Source organism: Acinetobacter sp. P1332, assembly GCF_044057475.1.
In the GTDB taxonomy this organism is placed as follows: domain Bacteria; phylum Pseudomonadota; class Gammaproteobacteria; order Pseudomonadales; family Moraxellaceae; genus Acinetobacter; species Acinetobacter johnsonii.
In genome coordinates this window covers 2,535,119-2,555,809 of the sequence record NZ_CP171157.1, presented here as the reverse complement: position 1 = coordinate 2,555,809, position 20,691 = coordinate 2,535,119, and the positions used below count along the sequence as shown (strand labels likewise).

The following is a 20,691-nucleotide window of genomic DNA, read 5'->3' as shown; positions in this document are numbered from 1 at the left end:
TATGATTCTCCCAAATGTAGATATGAATCTTCTCGATCAACCGACTTTAGAAAAGGTACAAGCTAAAGAGTTGGATCATCCACCACGTATTTTGCTGCTCTATGGCTCTAACCGTGAGCGTTCATACAGCCGATTAGCGGTGATGGAAGCTGGGCGTATTTTGGAGCATTTTGGTGCTGAAGTAAAAATCTTTCATCCTAAGGGCTTGCCTTTACCTGAAGATGCGGACACTGAGCATCCCAAAGTTAAAGAGTTGCATGACCTACTCGCATGGGCAGAAGGGATGGTATGGTGTTCGCCGGAACGTCATGGCTCCATGAGTTCAATTTTTAAATCACAAATTGATTGGATTCCATTGGCAGGTGGTGCGATTCGTGCAACCCAAGGCAAGACTTTGGCGCTCATGCAAGTCAGTGGTGGATCGCAGTCTTTTAACAGCTTAAACCAGATGCGTATTTTAGGCCGTTGGATGCGGATGATCACCATTCCAAACCAATCGTCTATTCCCAAAGCTTTTTTAGAGTTTGAAGAAGATGGCAGGATGAAACCTTCAGCTTTTTATGATCGAATTGTCGATGTCATGGAGGAGCTGTATAAATTCACGCTACTGACGCGTGGGCAAAGTCAGTACCTCACAGACCGTTATTCAGAGCGAAAAGAGTCGGCAGAAGAATTATCTAAGCGTGTTAATCAACGGAGTTTATAAACTCTAGATGATCAAAGATGTTGAAAAGTAGCTTGTGCAATTGAAAAGCCCAATTACAGATTTGATCAGTTTTTAAAAGTCACTTAGTTTGTTGAATAGACTGGGCTTTTTTAATTATGAATATGGTTTCACTATAGCAAATGGGAGAGTGGCTTTGGCACAACTACAAGCAGAAGTCGATGTGGTTATTATTGGTGGTGGTCAGTCGGCACTTGCTACAGCTTATTTTCTCAAACGTAAAAAAGTTCCATTTGTGATTTTAGATGATCAATCGCAAGCTGGCGGTGCATGGCTGCATGCATGGCAGTCGCTACGTCTTTTTTCACCGCATACATGGAGTTCGTTGTCGGGTTGGATGATGCCAACGACTGAACACACCTACCCAACGCGAAATGAAGTGATCGAATATTTGTCGGCATACGAGCAACGCTATCAATTTCCGACCATTCGGCCAGTCCATGTCGATCATATTGAACAAAAAGATGGCTATTTAGATGTGTATGCTAGAGATCAATATTGGCGGGCAAAGGCTGTGGTCAGTGCAACAGGTACATGGAGCCAGCCTCATATTCCTAATGATATTGGACGTGAAAAATTTAAAGGAATACAGCTTCATTCAGCGGACTATGTCAATGCAGCGCCTTTTAAAAATAAGAAAGTCATCGTTGTCGGTGGTGGTAACTCAGGCGCACAAATTCTTGCCGAAGTTTCAAAAGTGGCAGAAACAACTTGGGTCACGATGACAGCACCAGCATTTTTATCAGATGATGTGGATGGGCGGGTCTTGTTTCTTCGTGCAACGGAGCGTTTAAAAGCACAACAGGAAGGTCGGAGTTTGGAACAGCTCGCAGGTGGGTTGGGAGATATTGTCATGATTGACAGTGTCAAAGAGGCAAGAACACGAGGAGTTTTGCACAGTCGAGAGCCTTTTGTAGCATTTGCTGAGCATTCGGTTATTTGGGCTGATGGTTCAACACAAGTGGTAGATGCTGTCATTTGGTGTACAGGATTTAACCCCGCACTCAATCATTTAAGAAGTCTTGGTGTGGTAGGGCCTGATCAAACGGTTGCTGTTTATAATGGGCGTTCAATGAAACTAAATAACTTATGGTTGGTTGGCTATGGTGAGTGGACAGGCATGGCATCGGCGACTTTAATTGGAGTGTCCAGAACAGCAAGAGCTGCGGCTGATGAAATTGCTGCCTATTTGACTGGTGCTTAAACCTATAAGTTTAAAGGGATGCATAGACAGGTTTCATGCATGAACAATTTGATTCGATACGGATGAGGACGGAAATAGGATTCGCCGTGAAGCAAATGGAAAGCAATTATTGATGATTGATAGGAGATTTAAGGTACTCTAAGTAGCTAATTAAAATAAGAAATCCTATCTATTTAAATCATAAAAGCAGCCGAAGCTGCTTTGCGTTTTTTATCATCGTTGAAGTTGCCTCTAAGGCATTCACCATCAGCACAACTTCCGCCAGACTTAAGCGTCTACTTTGGCGGTACGAGAGTTTTGGCTTAATTCATCTGCATGTAGGAAGTGCGTATGCTGCGGTGCGCGTTTGGTTTTGCTCCATTCTTCCAGCATGTCATATTTCATTTGTTCTGTAATCATGGCAATTTTTTGTGGCGCTTTTTCATCGTCATAGGCCAGTTCCAAACGATGACCATTTGGATCAAAGAAATAAATTGAGTGGAAAATACCATGATTGGTAATGCCCAAGACCTCTATGCCATTGGCTTCTAGGTGTTCTTTAGCATCAATCAGTGCCTGACGGTCTTTGACTTTGAGTGCAATGTGCTGCACCCATTTTGGGGTGTTTTCATCACGGCCCATTTCAGGCTGGGTTGGCAGTTCAAAGAAAGCCAGAACATTACCATTTCCTGCGTCTAGGAATAGGTGCATATAGGGATCAAAGGCTTTGGTTGAAGGGACATGGTCTTCAGCAAAGGCGAGAATGAAATCCATATTTAGGTTTTTTTTGTACCATTCCACCGTTTCTTTGGCATCTTTACAACGGTAGGCCACGTGGTGGATTTTTTCAATTTGAATGGTCATTTTTATATCCTTATAAAAAACTTAAGAGGCTTCAAGCTGCATTTCAGGTGCAGCGTGTTGAAAGGCTTCTAAAGTGTTGCAATGGGTGTAGATCGAACAAATTTTTGGATAATCGGATAAATCAAGATTAAAACGTAGAGCGTTATAGACTTGTGGAATCAGGCAGCAGTCCGCTAGGGTCGGCTGACTGCCAAAACAGAATTTGCCATTTGACTGTTCTAGCTGTGCTTCAAGGGCTTTAAAGCCCGTTAAAACCCAGTGTTTATACCAAGCTATTTTCTGCGCATCACTTACTTCCAATGTACCCACCAGATACTGAAGTACCCGTAGGTTGTTGAGCGGATGGGTGTCGCAGGCGATACTTAAACTAAATGCACGGATCAAAGCACGCTGCTGCAAGTCTTGAGGGAGCAGGGCCGTGTCTGGGAATTTTTCTTCTAAATATTCAAGAATACTTAGCGATTGGGTCAAGACAAAATCTTGCTCTGCCCATGTGGGCACCAGCTCACTCGCATTGATTTGACGGTAGCTTTCACTATGCTGTTCACCACCATTATTGACTAAGTGCACAGGTACATGTTCAGCAGCCAGACCTTTTAAATTCAAGGCAATACGAACTCGGTAAGCCGCAGAACTACGAAAATAGGTATACAGTTTCATGGGCAACATCCTGATCTGCAATTATTGGGTAAAACCAAAATCCACTGCTGGCAGAATTTTGCCGCTGACTTCACCAAAGCCAATACGCAAATCACCTTTTTCACAATAGCCTTTCATAATGACGGTATCGCCGTCTTGAATGAAGTTACGCTGTTCGCCATTTGATAGCGTTAAAGGTTTGCTGGCATTCCATGTGATTTCGAGCAATGAACCATAAGAATCTGGAGTTGGTCCTGAAATGGTCCCTGAACCCATCAAATCACCGACCTGCAAGTTACAGCCCGCAATCGTATGGTGAGTTAGCTGCTGAGCCATGGACCAGTACATATATTTAAAGTTGGTTTTGCAGATCACATCACTTTTGTCGTCATTCTCAGGCTGAATTTCAACCGAAAGATGAATGTCATAGCTGTTGCTGCTGTTGTCTTCACGCAGATAAGCCAAAGGTTTCGGCTCTTGTTCAGGAGAACTGGTTTTAAATGGCTCAAGTGCTTCCAGCGTCACAATCCAAGGTGAAATAGATGACGCAAAAGTTTTCGCATTAAACGGGCCAAGTGGTACATATTCCCATTGCTGCAAGTCACGCGCAGACCAGTCATTAAACAGCACCATACCGAAAATATGATCCCAAGCGTTTTCAATTGGAACAGGTTGACCCAGCTGACTTGATTTACCTACGATAAAGCCAGTTTCCAGTTCAAAGTCGAGTTTACGACAAGCAGAAAATATAGGACGTTCTGAATCTGGCAGCTTGATTTGTCCTGATGGGCGGACAATGTCTGTACCACTCACAATGACCGAACTGGCACGACCGTTATAACCAACAGGGAGTTCTGACCAGTTGGGTAGCAGCGCATTTTTCGGGTCACGGAACATACAACCGACATTGGTGGCATGTTCTTTAGATGAATAGAAATCGGTATAGCCTGGGATGTGTACAGGCATATGCATTTTGACGTCTGATTGTTTGAAGAAGACCTGATCACGCAGGGCCTGATTATCACGAAGTTCAGGATTATCTGCGGACAACAAAGCTTGTAATTCTGCGCGGACCTTAGACCAATTGGCTTGACCTGATTCAATAAACATATTCAGTGTCGGCTGATTAAAGACCAGTTTGCCATCTGTTAGTTTGCAATAACTATGCGCTTCCAGTACCGCCAGATCAATCACCCATTCTCCCAGTGCTACGCCAGCACGAGGCTGCGAATTGTGTTTTTCACTAAAAATGCCATAAGGCAGGTTTTCTAGCGGGAAATCTGAATGTGCAGCAATTTCAACAAATGACTTCAAGCGTTTGCTCATGGATATTGATCCTTTCCGTGGAAAATTTAAGTTCTAGATAGAATCATACTTATATTTTAAAATTACGCAATAAATAATTTATTTATGAATAGTGTAAATTGTTGGACTATACTACTCTGAATGAGAGAGTCAGGTTTAGATGGCTCACATTTTTGATTTAAGTAGTACAATTCACCAATGGAGTTATGACAACTAATGCAGCTATGCAGGGTAAAGCGATGAGTGTTGAGGAAGAAAAAATACAGGGAGGGGTTCAGTCTCTGGAAGTTGGATTAACCGTATTAGATGCATTAACCGCACATAATGCACCGATGATGTTAAAAGAGCTGTCCGAAGTTTTATCCATGCATCCGGCCAAAGTACACCGTTATGTGGTGAGTTTGATTCGTAAAGACTATGCTCAGCAATTAACTGATGGGCGTTATAGTTTAGGTGAGCGCGCACATGCTTTTGGGGTGAATGCACTCAAGCGAACAGATATGCTGGAATTAAGCCAGCGTTATATTCAGGACATCCAGCAAAGTCTGAATTGCAGTATTCATGTGAGTAAATGGTTCGCCGATGGCGCGGTCGTGGTTCAGTCTTTAGAATCTAACCATGTCTTTAATATTATTACTCGAGTCGGTTCACGCATGCCTCTGCTCAAATCTGCGACAGGGCGCTTGCATGCCTGCTATCAGCCTGAGCACATCATCAAGCCATTATTGGAAAAAGAATGGGAAAGTAGCGCTAAACCAGAGCAGTATCCTGCAAATTGGGAAGATTTTTTAGAGCTGAAAGCGAAAATCCTGAGTCAAGGTTATGCTTCAGTCACAGGAGATATGATGGCTGGGATCAATGCGATTAGTATTCCAGTCTTTAATTTCACGCAGCAACTGGATCATGTCATTACTTGTATTGGCACAGAAGATCAGTTACCTGAAGGGCAAATGCAGCAAGCAATTGATTATGTACTTGGCGTACAGCGACAGATCGATGCTTTATTTCGTCCAGCTGCTGCCATATAAAAGCGTCGATTACATTGAAAAGATGAATTAAGTTTTAAATCCACCCTCTGGTGGATTTTTTTATGGGATGCGGTCGTGCTAGACAGTATCAATATTTCATCTTCTGACACCTTGTCTAAAGGAAAAGGGAAAATTAGGAACTAGATAGTGACGCTGAAACCCGTAGACTTAGGTTGCCTAGATTCAAATTCTGAAAAATAACGATAAAAAAGGCTTCTAACCCTAGAGTGAGAAGCCTAAGTGAGCATGATATATCTTAAGCAAACACAGACTCAGTGGAACTTGCAGCTTTAAGCACAGTTGCCATCGACTCAGCCACATAATCAATATTGTTTAAATTCAGGCCAGCAGTACACATACGGCCGCTGCGGACTAAATAAATACTATAATCTTGTTTCAGCAAATCGACCTGTTCTGCACTTAAGCCCGTATAACTAAACATGCCTTGTTGCTGGGTCAGATAGCTAAAATCCATATCTGGTAGCGCTTGACTGAGTTTGTCTTCAAGTAAGCGACGCATCAGTAAAATGCGCTGACGCATTTCTTCTAATTCAGACTGCCATAGCTGAGACAACGCTGTGTCATTTAATACCTGACTCACCAATAACGCACCGTTGGCTGCTGGGCTAGAATAAATGCGGCGGACTGTCGCTTTAAGTTGACCCAATACATTTTGGGCAATGTTTGCGTCATCACAGACAAAGCTTAAGCTACCAACGCGCTCGCCATATAAGGAAAAGATCTTGGAAAAAGAATGGCTGACAATAAAGTTCATACCAGACCGATCTAGCGCATGTATCGCATAAGCATCTTGTTCCAAGCCTTGATAGGCCATGTCCAAGAAAGGAATCAAGTTGTTTGCTTTTAGAACCTCAATCACTTGATCCCATTCATGAGGTGCTAAATCTGCACCTGTCGGGTTATGACAGCAAGGATGCAGTAGTACGATACTTTGAGCAGGTAGCTGCTTTAGGGTATCTAGCATCGCCGTGAGATTCACGGCATGGGTATCCGCATCGTAATAAGGATAGAAATGGGTTTGAACACCAGCGCCATTAAAGATCGCAATATGGTTTTCCCAAGTCGGCTGACTGACCCAGATTTCAGACTGCGGAAAGTATTTGTTCAAGAAGTCTGCACCCACTTTGAGTGCACCAGAACCACCCAAAGTCTGAATGGTAACGATACGCCCTTGCTGACGGGCAGGGCTCGCCTGACCGAAAATGAGTTCTTGTGCAGCCTGATTAAAGCTTTTGAGCCCATCCATCGGCAAATAGACTCGGACTTTGTCATAGTCTGGAATTAAATGCGTATAGGCTTCTTGAACCGACTGTAGCTGCGGCACGATATTATCTTCATTATAATAAAGTCCGATACTGAGATTGACCTTATTCTGGCGCGTATCTTTGCTGAATTCCTCCATCAGAGAAAGAATCGGGTCACCTGCATAGGCATCAATATGTTGAAACATGAATACATCCTAATATGATAAATACGATATTACGCTTCTGGTAAGGAAGTGATTTTACTTTTTTCAAGCAACGCAACATGATCTTCTTGCTTTCGTTTAAAGAGATAAGCCGTCAGTAAAATTGCAATCCAGACTGGAATCATAAGAACTGCAATTTGCATATCTGGGCTACGACTCATAATGAGCAGAATACTCGCCATGAAGGCAATACATAAATAATTGGTAAATGGATAGGCCACACTTGGAAAGTGAGTTTTTACCTGCATGCGATTCATGGCTTTTTTAAACTTTAAATGTGTATAAGAAATCACGACCCAGTTAATCACAATAGCCGCTACGACCAGCATCATGAGTAAGTTAAATGCTTTTTCAGGAAATAAATAGTTAATCAGAACACATATTAAAGTAAAGAAAGCTGAAACCATAATGGCATTTACAGGAATACCACGCGGATTAATTTTGCTTAAAAATTTTGGGGCATTGCCCTGTTGTGCCAGACCCAGCAGCATTCGGCTGGTACAGTAATTGGTGCTGTTATAGACAGAAACAGCCGCAGTCAAAACCACAAAATTTAAAACAGCGGCCACGGTTTGGCTGCCTAAAGAGTCGAAAATCAATACAAAAGGACTACCGCCTTCAGCCATCATATTCCATGGATAAAGCGACAAAATTACGACTAGGCTTAAGATATAAAACAACAAGACGCGGTAAACAATTTGATTGACGGCTTTTGGGAGGGTTTTCTGAGGGTTATCTGTTTCTGCTGCTGCAATACCTACCAGTTCAATTCCACCGAAAGCAAACATAATCATGGCCATAGCCATCACTAAACCTGTAATACCATTGGGAAAGAAGCCACCGAGCTGCCATAAATTTTGTAAGCTAGACTGGCTATGACCACTACCGCTAGCCAGCAAGTAACTCCCAAAAGCAATCATGGCAATAATTGCCACGACCTTAATGATGGCTAGCCAAAACTCCATTTCACCAAATAATTTCACGTGCAGTAAATTAATGACATTAATGAAAATAAAGAAACCCAAAGCAGAAACCCACGTTGGAATATCAGGCCACCAGTAATGGATATAGAGGCCGACAGCACTGAGTTCAGCCATACACACTAAAATATTCAGTACCCAATAATTCCAGCCAGACATAAAGCCCGCAAATTTGCCCCAGTATTTATAAGCAAAATGACTAAAAGAACCACTCACGGGTTCATGCACAATCATTTCACCGAGCTGGCGCATCATGAGAAAGGCAATAAGGCCTGCGATGGCATAGCCTAAAATAACAGAAGGTCCTGCGAGTTTGATGGTTTGTGAAATGCCGAGGAAGAGCCCAGTGCCGATAGAACCACCGAGGGCGATGAGCTGAATATGACGATTACTTAAACCTTTTTTCAGGTTTCCTTGTTCAATGTGCTGCATTTTTATTCTTCATCCATGTGAGATAAAGCCTTGAACCATGATGATGTTTAGTTATTTTTATATTGTCATCGGAGCGGACTTTAATTTTTACGAGTATAATTTTGCGCAAAAGTTAAATTTCCCTGTACATAAAACTATATGTACAGGGAAATTCTAGAAATCGTTTAAGCTTTCGATACATCTAAAACGCCACGTTTAATTTGATCGCGTTCAATCGACTCAAATAGCGCTTTAAAGTTGCCTTCACCAAAACCGTCGTCATCTTTACGTTGAATAAATTCAAAGAAGACAGGGCCTAGCATATTTTGGGAGAAAATTTGCAACAAGAGGCGTTTATTACCGTCTTTAGTATTGCCATCCAGCAAAATGCCCCGTTTTTGTAGTTCATCAGCAGGTTCACCGTGGTTAGGCAAACGCTCATCTAGCATTTCATAATAGGTATTTGGCGGAGGTGTCATGAACTTGGCACCTAAAGCTTTTAACTTGTCCCAAGTGCTAATCAGGTCATCACAAATGAAGGCAATATGCTGAATGCCTTCACCGTTAAATTCATTGAGGAATTCGGCAATCTGACCATTTCCTTTATCCGAATCTTCATTGAGCGGAATACGGATTTTGCCATCTGGCGCCGTGAGTGCTTTGGACGTCAGGCCAGTATATTCACCTTTAATATCGAAGTAGCGAATTTCTTGGAAGTTAAAAATCTTTTCATAGAAATCAGCCCAATACTGCATACGGCCTTTATACACATTATGGGTCAAATGGTCGATTTCATATAAACCTGTGCCGACAGGATTGGATGCTACATCATCAAAGAAGATGAAGTCATTTTGGTAAATGTCACAATCGACAAGGAAAATAGGAGAGCCGCCAATCCCTTTAATCGCTGGGATATTCAGCTCCATCGGGCCAACTTGGTTGTAAATGGGTTCAGCACCAATTTCTATCGCCTTTTTAAATGCCTTTGCCGCATTCTTGGTGCGGAAACCCATTGCACAGGCAGAAGGGCCGTGTTCTTTATAGAAATAAGCTGCATACGATTCAGGCTGATAATTTAGAATGATATTAATTTTGCCCTGACGCCATAAATACGCATTTTTAGACTTATGCTTTGCCACTTTGCTGAACCCAATGGTTTCAAACACCGCATCTAGCTGACCATCTTCAGAAACAAATTCAATAAATTCGAATCCACACAGTTCTAATGGGTTGGCTAATTCATTCATACAACGTCCTCATTTCTTTTTTAAGCAATCCTATTGCTTATCTTTTTTAACGATTCCTTTCAGAGCCAACGGACTGGTCGCTACAATTTTAGAGCGAGAGAGACAAATCCGTTTGTCTGACATGGGGCACCTGTTCTGCAGCATTCTTAATGTTGAGTGAACAAGTGTAGAAGTTTTAATTCATCATACTTGATCTAAATTATTATTCAATACGTAATTTAATTACGTAATAAATAAAATTGGTAAATGATTGACCTATAAATTAAATTAATATTATTCATAAAAATATTTTTAAAATAGGGGCGCTTTGTTATACCAAGATTTCAGGATGAAATCTGTGCTATAGGACTAAAATAGAATGGAAAAATTGGGTATGAAATTTGGCTCATTCAGTGCATCTGTTGAGAATAGCTATTTGAAAATGAAACAGCCAAGCAACTGATTTGAGCACGAAAATTAATTGTAAAAGATCAAGAACAGTTTGACTTACTAAAACCTGATTTGAAAACCCAGATGTAGGTGTCGCCGCGAGCGAGTTTGATCACGCTGAATTTTTTGCATTAGCTTGAGCGGCTGTTGAATCAGCGTCCAAGATTGAAGGGGATTATTAGTATCTGGGCGCGATGAATCGAATTTTTAGTGTTTATGATTAGGCATAGAGAGGTTGAAAACAACCATAAAATGGTGCGCTCTGCGGGACTCGAACCCACGTCGGTCGCTTAGGAGGCAACTGCTCTATCCAGTTAAGCTAAGAGCGCAAAAGTGCGGTTAATGTAGCTGATTTTACTCAAAAAAAATAGTTATTGCCGAAACAATAACTATTTAAAAATGAATATTTTATGCTTTTCTATACAGAATTTTGTATAGAACGAACATTAATACAATCCAAATTGGAATCATGATCACAGCGCCGCTTAAACCTTGAGTCCACATGATGTAAAGCACTACAGCAATAAATGCAAGAACAAGGTAATTACTGAAAGGCGACCAAAGTGCAGGAAATAATGGTTTTTTTGCTTCGCTTTTCATGGCCTTCATAAATTGAAGATGAGTTAAGCTGATCATGGCCCAGTTCAATACCAAAGCACCAACAACAATATAAATTAAGTTGCTGAGAGCATCTTCTGGCGCAAAATAATTTAATAGTACACAACCGAAAATCAGTAAAGCAGAGAACAAGACTGCTGGAATTGGCACACCTTGCTTATTGGTTTTACTGAAGATTTTAGGTGCATTGCCTTGCTGTGCTAAACCAAACAGCATACGGCTGTTAGCATACATACCGCTGTTATATACAGAAAGTGCTGCAGTCAAGATAATAAAGTTAAGCAAATGCGCGGCCCAACCAATACCTAATTGACTGAAGATCATTACAAATGGGCTCTTATCTAAGCCGCCAAGTTGCAATTCATTCCAAGGTACAAGTGATAATAAAATGGTTAATGAACCCACATAGAAAATGAGGATACGGAATACCACTTGGTTGATTGCTTTAGGAATTGATTTTTGTGGGTTATCAGCTTCTGCTGCAGCCATACCAATTAATTCAATACCGCCAAAGGCAAACATGAGGAAGGCAAGCATATAGAATAGACCTTCAACACCATGTGGGAAGAAACCGCCATGTGACCAAAGGTTGCTGAATGAAGCCGTAGAATCTGCGCCTGCTGTAGCCAAAAGATAAAGACCAAAAACAATCATGGCGACGACGGCCGTGACTTTGATGATAGCTAGCCAAAACTCTGATTCACCATAAAATTTCACATTACCTAAATTGACTAAGGTAATGATAACAAAGAAGGTGAGTACAGATGCCCACGCAGGAATGTGGGGCCACCAGTAGTTGATATATTTCGCAACTGCGGTCAGTTCGGTCATGGCTACTAGAACATATAGAATCCAGTAGTTCCAGCCAGCCAAAAAGCCTGCAAATTTGCCCCAGTATTTGTTTGCAAAATGACTAAAAGAACCAGCTACAGGTTCCTCAACGATCATTTCCCCGAGTTGACGCATGATTAGAAATGCAATTAAACCGCCAATTGCATAGCCCAAAATAATGGATGGGCCAGCAGATTCAATCACATGTGCGGAACCTAAAAATAAGCCAGTACCAATTGCGCCGCCCATGGCAATCAATTGAATATGACGGTTCTTTAAGCCACGCTGAAGTTGAGACGACTCTTTATTCAAGTTATTTCAGCCCGACAATGGATAAGTGTTTCCGATTGTAATAGATCGTGAAGAAATCGCATAGTAGCTCAAAATTCATGAAAAAAAGTTATTATTCATATGAAAAATAATGTGTAATGAATTGTAAATAAAAAACATACGAATCAATATATTAATTTTATTTAAATTATCAAATCAGGAATTTTATTTGGAAACCGGACGTTCACAAATGATGTTTTTTTAGACTTAAGTCTGTATTTTACGTAGGCATAGGGAAAAAAGGTATGATGAGCCTAAGTTAAATCAGATCTTTTGACTTAACACAATGATAAATATGAAGGATTCAATAAAAATGAGTTTTGCACCGCAAATCAAAATTCCAGCAACGTATATGCGTGGAGGGACCAGTAAGGGCGTATTCTTTAAATTAGATGATCTCCCAGAAGCTGCGCAACAGGCTGGACGCGTTCGAGATCAGTTATTGCTCCGTGTAATTGGTAGCCCCGATCCTTATGCAAAGCAGATTGATGGTATGGGTGGTGCAACATCGAGTACCAGTAAAACGGTGATTTTAGCGAAGAGCCAACAGCCCGAACATGATGTCGACTATTTATTTGGGCAAGTGTCGATTGATCAGCCGTTTGTCGACTGGAGCGGAAACTGTGGCAACTTAACGGCTGCTGTAGGCTCATTTGCGATTTCAAATGGTTTGGTCGATGCTGCACGTATTCCAGAAAATGGCATCTGCACAGTCCGCATTTGGCAGGTGAATATTCAAAAAACCATTATTGCACACGTACCTATTACGCAGGGGCAAGTTCAAGAAACAGGTGATTTTGAACTTGATGGCGTGACGTTCCCAGCTGCAGAAGTGCAAATTGAATTTTTAGATCCAGCCGATGATGGTGAAGATGGTGGTGCCATGTTCCCAACAGGGAATTTGGTTGACACTTTAGAGGTTCCAGAGATTGGCCGCTTCCAAGCAACGTTTATCAATGCAGGTATTCCGACCATTTTCTTAAATGCGGAAGACATTGGCTACACGGGGAGTGAATTACAAGACGCAATTAATGGCGATGCCAAGGCTTTAGCGCGTTTTGAAACCATTCGTGCCTATGGTGCAAAACAGATGGGGCTGATTCAAGACATTTCTGAAGCTGCCAGTCGTCAACACACGCCTAAAATTGCTTTTGTTTCTAAGCCAAAACAATATGTCTCGTCGAGTGGTAAAACCATTACAGAGCAAGACACCAATTTATTGGTTCGTGCACTTTCTATGGGTCAATTACACCATGCGATGATGGGGACAGCAGCTGTTGCCATTGGTACCGCAGCAGCGATACCAGGAACCTTGGTCAATTTGGCCGCGGGTGGTGGAGCACGTGAAGCCGTTCGTTTTGGTCATCCTTCAGGGACCTTACGTGTGGGAGCGCAAGCGATACAAGAAAAGGGTCAGTGGGTAGTAAAAAAAGCTGTCATGAGCCGTAGTGCACGCGTGTTGATGGAAGGTTGGGTGCGTATTCCAGCGGAAAGCTTGGATTAACGCGATGTAAAAAGCCTCTTTCTGTAGAGGCTTTTTTATGTCAACTCTAGGTCTGTGATAAGAAGGCTAAAAATAACCAAGAGCATGAGAGGTGAATTTTAGAGCCTGATTGCTTGTGTAATGGCGGCTTGAAATAGTAGAAAAGTTATTCTTATCATCTAGTCTGCAAAAATTAATAGAATACTGTGCCTTGTTTGTGCTTTCGGCATAGAGAAAGCGGGCAGAAAGCAGTATCATGCCAACAGATCATTTCAAATGATCGGCTCAGGCAAACTGAGCACCAGATTAATTTATCCTATTGTTATTCGAGGCGAATGTGTCAGCACTAACCGACGTATCAGCAAATGCACTCCAACAGGCTCAACAACGTATTCACGATGATTTATTGACGGCACTTGATGCTTTTTCAATTCCAGAACCGTTAAAGAGTGCCGTGCATCATGCGGTCATGTTAGGTGGTAAACGTGTGCGTCCTGCACTGTGCTATGCCACGGCACATTTAAATCCAAACAATAATGCAGCTGCCGTGCGCCGTGCCGCGGTGGCAGTGGAACTGATTCATTGTTACTCCTTGGCACATGATGATTTGCCGTGTATGGACAATGATCTTTTGCGTCGTGGTCAGCCGACCTGTCACGTGGCTTATGGTGAAGATACAGCGTTGCTTGCGGGCGATATCTTGCAGTCTATGGCATTTGAAATTTTAGGTAGTCGACTGTTTGATGCTGGCCCAGTGGTTGATCAGGGTATTGTACTGAAGCAGATGCAAATTTTAGCGACAGCGAGTTCTAAAATGGTGTGTGGACAAGTCCTCGACCTGCAAGCCGAAGGTAAACGTGTCGATCAGACTGCACTTGAAAATATCCATCGAAATAAAACGGGTGCATTGATTTCTGCTGCGGTGATGATGGCCGCGGTGACTGTATTTGACGGTTGTGATCAAGCGATTCCAAAGTTACGCGAATATGCGCAGGCAATTGGTTTGGCTTTTCAGGTGCAAGACGATATTTTAGATATCATTTCAAATACAGATGTCCTAGGTAAAACCGCAGGGAAGGATGAGCAAGTCGAAAAATCGACTTATCCAGCTTTGATGGGACTTGAGGCTGCACAAGACTATGCCAAGACTTTGCATGATCAAGCCTTTGCTGCTTTGGCTTATTTCCCAACGGATGCTGCAGCAGAACTTAATCAGATTTCACAGTTTTTATTGGCTCGCCAAAGCTAAGTTTCAGTGTTTAGATTAAACAAGAGGACATACTATGTCCTCTTGTTTAATACTTGTTCCTTAGAGGCTTGAGTTTTTCCTCAACCACAATAAAAAAGACAGCTCGAAAGCTGTCCTCATTCAATGAAACCAAGCATCAGTTAGATGTCTTTACGTCCCATAACACCACGGATGGTACTTAAAATATCGGCTGGCAACACCACTGTTTTAGCATTGTTCGATTTAGACATGTCTTGCATCGCTTTGACATATTGTTCGCCCAACAAGTAAGCCACAGGAATTTCCTTGTCGCCCACAGCCGAAGTGACCATTTCAATGGCACGCTGAGAAGACTCTGCTAAGACCACTTGTGCTTCTGCATCACGACGAGACGCTTCTAAACGTCCATCAGCTTCTAAAATCGCTGCTTGTTTTTCACCGTCTGCTTTGGTCACGGTCGCACGACGTTGACGCTCAGCTGCCGCTTGCGCTTCCATTGCGGCCTGCATCGTTGAAGAGGGTTGAATATCTTGAATTTCAACGGTTTTTAGGGTAATGCCCCAGTCTGAAATATCATCCGAAATGGCTGCTTTAAGTTTGGCTTTAATGTGATCACGAGACGATAGCGCATCATCGAGATCCATTTCACCAACGATTGAACGCAGTGACGTTTGCACTAAGTTTTGAATGGCCCATGTATAGTTTTCAATCCCATAGACGGCATTTACAGGCGTGGTGATGTTGATGTAGGCCACTGCATTCATGAGCAAAACGGCATTATCACGGGTAATCACTTCTTGAGAGGGAATGTCTAATACAATGTCTTTGGTCGTCACTTTATAAGCCACTTCATCGACATAAGGAATCACAAAGTTGAGACCTGGACTCAACGTGGTATGGTATTTACCCAGACGTTGCACGATCCATTTATAACCTTGTGGAACAATACGGACACCTTTAAAAATGGTGACAGCGGCAAAAGCCAAAATTGCTAAAACGACAATAAATCCACCAGACATATGCTTAACTCACTTTTATCTATTTTCGTTGGTTGAGAGATGTGCTTTGACCATTAAATCATTGCCCAGTATTTCAACGACACGCACTCGGTCGCCGACGTGGACTTTATCTAAAGTACGACAGTTCCATTCATCTGAACCGAGTACTGGAATGGGAAAGCGAACGCGAATGTGTTCATTTTCAGGACTCGCTTGAATCACCATGCCAATTTGACCGATGGTTGCTTCGCGAGACAGTCCTGCTTTGGTTTTGTCAGTCGAAAGCGGTTTAATAAACTTAAACCAAAGTAAAGTGCATAAAATCGACAAAATAATCCACGTCACAAACTGCGTGGTAACATCCATCATGGGGAACATCCAGTACAGAATACCGACCATAATGGCCGCAATACCGAACCACAATGCGGCAAAAGCAGGCAGAATCAGCTCTGATAACATTAACAGAACGCCCAATACAAACCAGTGCCAAGGTTCAAAAGCAAATTCCATACATCTACTCATATATTCGTTATAGGGATATAGATGCAGAAGCATCTATATCAATTTAGCAGATGAATAAGTCTTTGAATATTAAAAATCAAATTTTTTAGAATTTGGCTTTGGGCGCAGGTTTAAAAGCAGCTGGGGTCTTTTTAAAATCGACAATGGCTTTTTCGATCGATTTAATTTTGAGCTGAGCGGCTTTTTCACCTTCTAAAATAGATTGATTGCTGGCTTTTAAGTCCAAAGTGCCCAAGTGTCCGACTTTGGGTTGAATCACCACAGTCGCTTGGCTCAATTCTTCATTGATGCTTTGCTGCCCCATAATATTAATGGTCTGGTCGAGCAAGCCCCACATATTGAGGGGTTTGTTACCGACAGGGCGCGCTGAAATATCAATAGCAATCACAATATCCGCACCCATGTCCTTGGCTGTTTTGACTGGAATTGGGCTGACCAGACCGCCATCAACATACTTGGTTCCACCAATCACTGCAGGTACAAAAACGTTCGGAATACTGCATGAGGCACGTACTGCTTGGCCTGCATTGCCTTTGATAAAATCGGCTTTACGTCCAGTATCAAGACGGGTCGCCACCGCAGCAAAGCGGATAGGGAACTGTTGAATCGGTTTGTTGCCGACGTGTTTGTTGACATAGTCTTGCAGCTTTTGACCTTGAACAAACCCTTGGGAGTTGAGGGTTAAGTCTCGAATGTCCGATTCTTTTAAGGTCAAGGCAATTTGCTGAAGTTGGAAAGGCGTTTTACCACTGGCATAGATACTGCCCACAAAACTTCCCGCACTGGTTCCTGTGACAATTTTAGGTTTAATACCATGTGACTCTAAAACTTTAAGCACCCCAATGTGTGCAAAGCCTTTGGCACCGCCACCGCCGAGTGCAATCGCAATCACAGGTTCACGAGCTTGAATGGGAGTTGTTGTTGGTGTTTTCTTTGATGCAAGATCACATCCTGCCATAGTCAGTGTGAGTGCACCAATCAGAGATAAACGAGCAAAATTCATGGTCAAAAATACTAAAACGCAAAACAAATAATGGTGCACATCTCAGCAGATTCGACCTTGATTTACTAGCTATTTTTTAAGCGTTTTTGTAAAGGCTTGGCTAACCATTTTGGGTTCTTGGCTGAAAATTTGCCGATATACAGATCTAAAATATGCTCTAGGTCTTGCTCAAAATGCCCTGTGGGATGAAACACGCCCAAGCAGTGGATAGTTTTTTGCGCATAGTCAAAGGAAAACATCACAATTGGAATCTGTGCACCATACGCAATGCGATAAAAGCCACTACGGATGGATTCGGCTTGCTTACGTGTGCCCTCAGGTGCCATCCCGAACCAAATTTTTTCTTTGCTGTGAATAATATCGATAATGTCTTGGGTTAACCCTTGGGCATGGCTACGATTGACAGGAATGACGCCAATCCACTCAAGTAAAGGTTTCAGTGGGGTATGAAACAAACTGTTCTTGCCAAAAATGGTGATTTGGAGGCCTAAGCCCAGTAGAGCCGTAAAGCCATGCCATGCATCGATATTGGAGGTATGCGGCGAGATAATTGCTACCGCTTTAGGCAGGTTGGGAAATTCGCCAACAAAGCGCCAACCTTGCGCCAAATAAAGCTGCTTAAAAATAGCGCGAGTGAATGCAGATGAGTTACGACTTGGAACTTGATCTGGTAGTTCTGGAAAATATTGGTTCATTGTTATTATACTCAATCGACCAAGATGTATATGATCTCATCATAAGCACTGATCGGCTTGAATTCATTGGCAAAAAAAGTGAAGGGATAGCGATCTCAGATGAATATTTTGACCAATCCATGTATATAGGAACAGCATGCTACAGACTCGCAATGTATATATTTTGCTGTTTTCATTGTATTGGGCGCAGGGCTTACCCGTCGGGTTTATGACTCATGCCTTGCCCGTCATTTTAAGAGCACAGGGTGTGTCATTGGCACAGATTGGAGGCTTCGGACTGCTGATGTTGCCGTGGTCGATCAAAGTGTTTTGGGCACCTGTACTGGATCGTTTTGGGATCACTCGTTTCGGCCACTATCGGAGTTGGATTATTCCATTGCAGTTCCTTACGGTGCTGGTGCTGATCGGACTATCTTTCCTCCCGATTGATGGATTAAATCAACCTATTTATTTATGGGCTTTCTTTGTGGGCCTCCTGAGTATGAATTTTCTAGGGGCAACGCAAGATATTGCAACCGATGGATTGGCGGTCAATATTTTAAAAGGGGAGCAACAGCACTGGGGCAATACCTTTCAGGTGATTGGATCGCGTCTGGGTTTTATTGTCGGTGGTGGAGCAATCTTGTGGGCATTAGATTGGCTGAGTTGGCAGAGCACTTTTTTGATGCTGGCGGCAATGGTCTTTATAAACACGCTGCCGATTTTAATTTATCCAGAGCCAAAGCATCGAGAGGTTTCAGCAGCTCAGACCACACCTTTTAATCTCCAGCAGATCAAAAACTATTTGGCTTATTTTGTCCAGAGTCCTTTGCTTGCAGCATGGTTAGCAGTGCTATTGAGCTTTAAAATTGCTGATGGTTTAGCAGGGCCACTTTTGAAGCCTTTGATGGTCGATTTGGGTCTGAGTTTTTCTCAGATAGGGCTTTATGTCACCATGTTGGGTGCATGTGCCGCCTTAATCGGTGCAGGACTTGCGGGTTATAGTTTGAAGTTGATTCGCCGTGACACGGCTTTAGTACTGTATTCGGTGCTAAAAATATTCAGTCTGGCGGCTTATACATGGTTGGCCTTTCAATATGAAAACCAGCACAGTATGCAGCCGTGGCTGATATATCTGATCAATGCCTTTGAAGATATGACCTCATCGATGCTGTTGGTGGTCATGCTCACCCTAGTGATGCAGTACAGTCGTAAACATATGGCAGGCACGGACTTTACTTTTCAAGTAGCGTTGATGGCCACTGTCAGTGGTGGTTTGTATAGTGTGAGCGGTCTATTGGGAGATTGGCTCGGCTATTTTAATTATCTGTGTATGATTGTAGTCATTGCGATGTTGAGCCTGTGGTTTATCTTCAAATGGCGTGGCATTGCGATGCATTCAGACCTTTCATAATTCATTCATAAATAAATCATAAAAAGTGCTAAATAATGATGTAAAAAATTAAAAAATATAACTAAATAATTTTTTAATTGTTCTGTCATATATGTCTGAACGGTAATATTTGTAACAAATTTACCGTAGGATATTTTGATAATGAAAACACAAATTGCAGCCGCAATCGCTTTAAGTTTAGTGGCAGGGGTAACATTCGCAGCACCTACTTTTTATGGTGAAATTGATGTCACGGCCGATTATTTACCTGAAGACAATGCTTCGCCAAATAAAGACCGAGATGTGGTCGAGTTGAACTCTAACAACTCCTTTTTGGGGTTAAAGGGCGAAGAGAAACTGACAGATCGCTTAAATGCACTATACCAAGCTGAATTTACCTTCTATGTGGACAATGGTGGTAGCACGGATACTTTCGTTCCGCGTAATTTACTCGTTGGCTTACAAGACCAGAAATTGGGTACATTGAAAGTCGGTAAAATTGATACCCCCGTTAAACAACTGTCTTCAGTGGTGGATACCTTTAATAACTATGTGGCCAATAAAGCCGATGTGGCGGGGATTTTCACGGGTGAAAACCGAGTTGATAATGTGCTGGTCTATGAAACACCTGCTTGGGGAGTGGGCGCAGGTAAACTGAAAGCTGCGGCACTGTTAGCAACAGGTGAAGCTGGTGGTATTGAAAAATCTAAAGGCGGTGCAAAAGTTGCAGGGCGTGGTCTGGGCGATGCTTGGTCAGCATCAGTGGTCTATGACAGTAAAAAGTTTGTTGCAGGGATTGGTTATGATAAGGCCATTCCGTCAACCTTTGCAGGACGTGGCACTTTGAATGCTTCAGCGCCTGAAGTGACTGGCGGGGTGGCAGGTAGTGCCTTTGCAGCAGCTGATACTTTGCGTGCCATTGGCCGAGTAAATCTGAATAATGGTTTGGCGTTGAAAGCCTTATATCAAACTTCTGAAGTGGCGGATGTACAAGGTAATGATGCTGTCGCAGCTACCATAGACGACGCACAAGGCTGGTTGGTTGGGGCTGAATATAACTTACCGACTGCCAAAGCTTGGACAGTGAAAGCTCAATACAGTCAAAACTCAACCAGCTTTAAAACATCTAAAGATGACTTTGATGCACAGCAGTTTATTGCAGGTGCTGATTATGCCTTTACCAAGCAAGTTAAAGCTTATGGTTACGCAGGGATTTTGACGCTTGAACAAGCATCATTTGAAACCAAACAACCTGTAGTAGGCACAGGGATTGAATACAAATTTTAATGTTTAAGTGATAGAAAAGGGTAAA

The 20,691-nt window shown here is 42.4% G+C and carries 18 protein-coding genes and 1 tRNA gene; 7 read left to right on the top strand and 12 right to left on the bottom strand.

Features of this window, described 5'->3' with window-relative positions:
- Position 1: 1 nt before the first annotated feature.
- Both arsH and ACFN7Z_RS12515 read left to right on the top strand, forming a co-directional pair.
- On the top strand, positions 2-706 hold the full coding sequence (gene arsH, locus ACFN7Z_RS12520; RefSeq protein ID WP_058952187.1) for an arsenical resistance protein ArsH: 705 nt from the start codon (positions 2-4) through the stop codon (positions 704-706).
- A gap of 154 nt (positions 707-860) precedes the next feature.
- Positions 861-1,928, top strand: a complete 1,068-nt coding sequence (locus tag ACFN7Z_RS12515; RefSeq protein WP_058952534.1) for an ArsO family NAD(P)H-dependent flavin-containing monooxygenase — start codon at positions 861-863, stop codon at positions 1,926-1,928.
- Between the two features lie 267 nt (positions 1,929-2,195).
- On the opposite strand, the gene ACFN7Z_RS12510 is transcribed toward ACFN7Z_RS12515, so the two are convergent.
- From ACFN7Z_RS12510 to fahA, 3 genes are read right to left on the bottom strand one after another with little or no spacing between them, the layout of a single operon-like run.
- Positions 2,196-2,771, bottom strand: coding sequence for a VOC family protein (locus ACFN7Z_RS12510; RefSeq protein ID WP_058952186.1), 576 nt, complete (start codon positions 2,769-2,771; stop codon positions 2,196-2,198).
- Positions 2,772-2,792: 21 nt separating this feature from the next.
- On the bottom strand, positions 2,793-3,431 hold the full coding sequence (maiA, locus tag ACFN7Z_RS12505; protein ID WP_058952185.1) for a maleylacetoacetate isomerase: 639 nt from the start codon (positions 3,429-3,431) through the stop codon (positions 2,793-2,795).
- Positions 3,432-3,452: 21 nt separating this feature from the next.
- The gene (gene fahA, locus ACFN7Z_RS12500; RefSeq protein ID WP_058952184.1) at positions 3,453-4,736 is read right to left on the bottom strand and encodes a fumarylacetoacetase; all 1,284 of its coding nucleotides are present in this window, start codon (positions 4,734-4,736) and stop codon (positions 3,453-3,455) included.
- Between the two features lie 185 nt (positions 4,737-4,921).
- Between fahA and ACFN7Z_RS12495 the strand changes: the two genes are divergently transcribed.
- Positions 4,922-5,743: an IclR family transcriptional regulator gene (locus ACFN7Z_RS12495; RefSeq protein WP_058952183.1), complete on the top strand. Its 822-nt coding sequence runs from the start codon at positions 4,922-4,924 to the stop codon at positions 5,741-5,743.
- A 256-nt stretch (positions 5,744-5,999) separates the two neighbouring features.
- Here the strand turns inward: ACFN7Z_RS12495 and ACFN7Z_RS12490 are convergent, their stop codons facing one another.
- The 5 genes from ACFN7Z_RS12490 to ACFN7Z_RS12470 form a co-directional block, all read right to left on the bottom strand.
- Entirely contained in the window at positions 6,000-7,214 is a 1,215-nt protein-coding gene (locus tag ACFN7Z_RS12490) for an amino acid aminotransferase (RefSeq protein WP_159151708.1), read from the bottom strand.
- Positions 7,215-7,243: 29 nt separating this feature from the next.
- A complete protein-coding gene (locus tag ACFN7Z_RS12485) occupies positions 7,244-8,644 on the bottom strand; it encodes an amino acid permease (RefSeq protein WP_004981288.1) in 1,401 nt (466 codons plus the stop codon).
- A 164-nt stretch (positions 8,645-8,808) separates the two neighbouring features.
- The gene (gene hppD, locus ACFN7Z_RS12480) at positions 8,809-9,870 is read right to left on the bottom strand and encodes a 4-hydroxyphenylpyruvate dioxygenase (protein WP_058952181.1); all 1,062 of its coding nucleotides are present in this window, start codon (positions 9,868-9,870) and stop codon (positions 8,809-8,811) included.
- 682 nt (positions 9,871-10,552) lie between these two features.
- Positions 10,553-10,628 (bottom strand) — tRNA-Arg (locus tag ACFN7Z_RS12475).
- Between the two features lie 79 nt (positions 10,629-10,707).
- Entirely contained in the window at positions 10,708-12,060 is a 1,353-nt protein-coding gene (locus ACFN7Z_RS12470; protein ID WP_029574969.1) for an amino acid permease, read from the bottom strand.
- A gap of 331 nt (positions 12,061-12,391) precedes the next feature.
- Between ACFN7Z_RS12470 and prpF the strand changes: the two genes are divergently transcribed.
- Together prpF and ACFN7Z_RS12460 are read left to right on the top strand one after the other, a co-directional pair.
- On the top strand, positions 12,392-13,582 hold the full coding sequence (gene prpF / locus ACFN7Z_RS12465; protein WP_058952180.1) for a 2-methylaconitate cis-trans isomerase PrpF: 1,191 nt from the start codon (positions 12,392-12,394) through the stop codon (positions 13,580-13,582).
- A 316-nt stretch (positions 13,583-13,898) separates the two neighbouring features.
- Positions 13,899-14,810 carry a polyprenyl synthetase family protein gene (locus ACFN7Z_RS12460; RefSeq protein ID WP_058952533.1) on the top strand — a complete coding sequence of 304 codons (912 nt, stop codon included), beginning with the start codon at positions 13,899-13,901 and terminating at the stop codon, positions 14,808-14,810.
- 140 nt (positions 14,811-14,950) lie between these two features.
- Here ACFN7Z_RS12460 and ACFN7Z_RS12455 read toward each other — a convergent pair whose 3' ends face one another.
- The 4 genes from ACFN7Z_RS12455 to ACFN7Z_RS12440 form a co-directional block, all read right to left on the bottom strand.
- A complete protein-coding gene (locus tag ACFN7Z_RS12455) occupies positions 14,951-15,808 on the bottom strand; it encodes an SPFH domain-containing protein (protein WP_058869115.1) in 858 nt (285 codons plus the stop codon).
- 15 nt (positions 15,809-15,823) lie between these two features.
- Entirely contained in the window at positions 15,824-16,297 is a 474-nt protein-coding gene (locus ACFN7Z_RS12450) for an NfeD family protein (protein WP_395441866.1), read from the bottom strand.
- A 97-nt stretch (positions 16,298-16,394) separates the two neighbouring features.
- Complete coding sequence (locus ACFN7Z_RS12445) at positions 16,395-17,312, bottom strand: patatin-like phospholipase family protein (protein WP_004981268.1); 918 nt, start codon at positions 17,310-17,312, stop codon at positions 16,395-16,397.
- A 65-nt stretch (positions 17,313-17,377) separates the two neighbouring features.
- Positions 17,378-18,007: a 1-acyl-sn-glycerol-3-phosphate acyltransferase gene (locus tag ACFN7Z_RS12440; protein ID WP_058952179.1), complete on the bottom strand. Its 630-nt coding sequence runs from the start codon at positions 18,005-18,007 to the stop codon at positions 17,378-17,380.
- Between the two features lie 136 nt (positions 18,008-18,143).
- On the opposite strand from ACFN7Z_RS12440, the gene ACFN7Z_RS12435 reads away from it, so the two are divergent.
- Positions 18,144-19,400, top strand: coding sequence for an MFS transporter (locus tag ACFN7Z_RS12435; RefSeq protein WP_058952178.1), 1,257 nt, complete (start codon positions 18,144-18,146; stop codon positions 19,398-19,400).
- Positions 19,401-19,541: 141 nt separating this feature from the next.
- Positions 19,542-20,666, top strand: a complete 1,125-nt coding sequence (locus ACFN7Z_RS12430; RefSeq protein WP_058952177.1) for a porin — start codon at positions 19,542-19,544, stop codon at positions 20,664-20,666.
- The last annotated feature ends 25 nt before the right edge of the window (positions 20,667-20,691 follow it).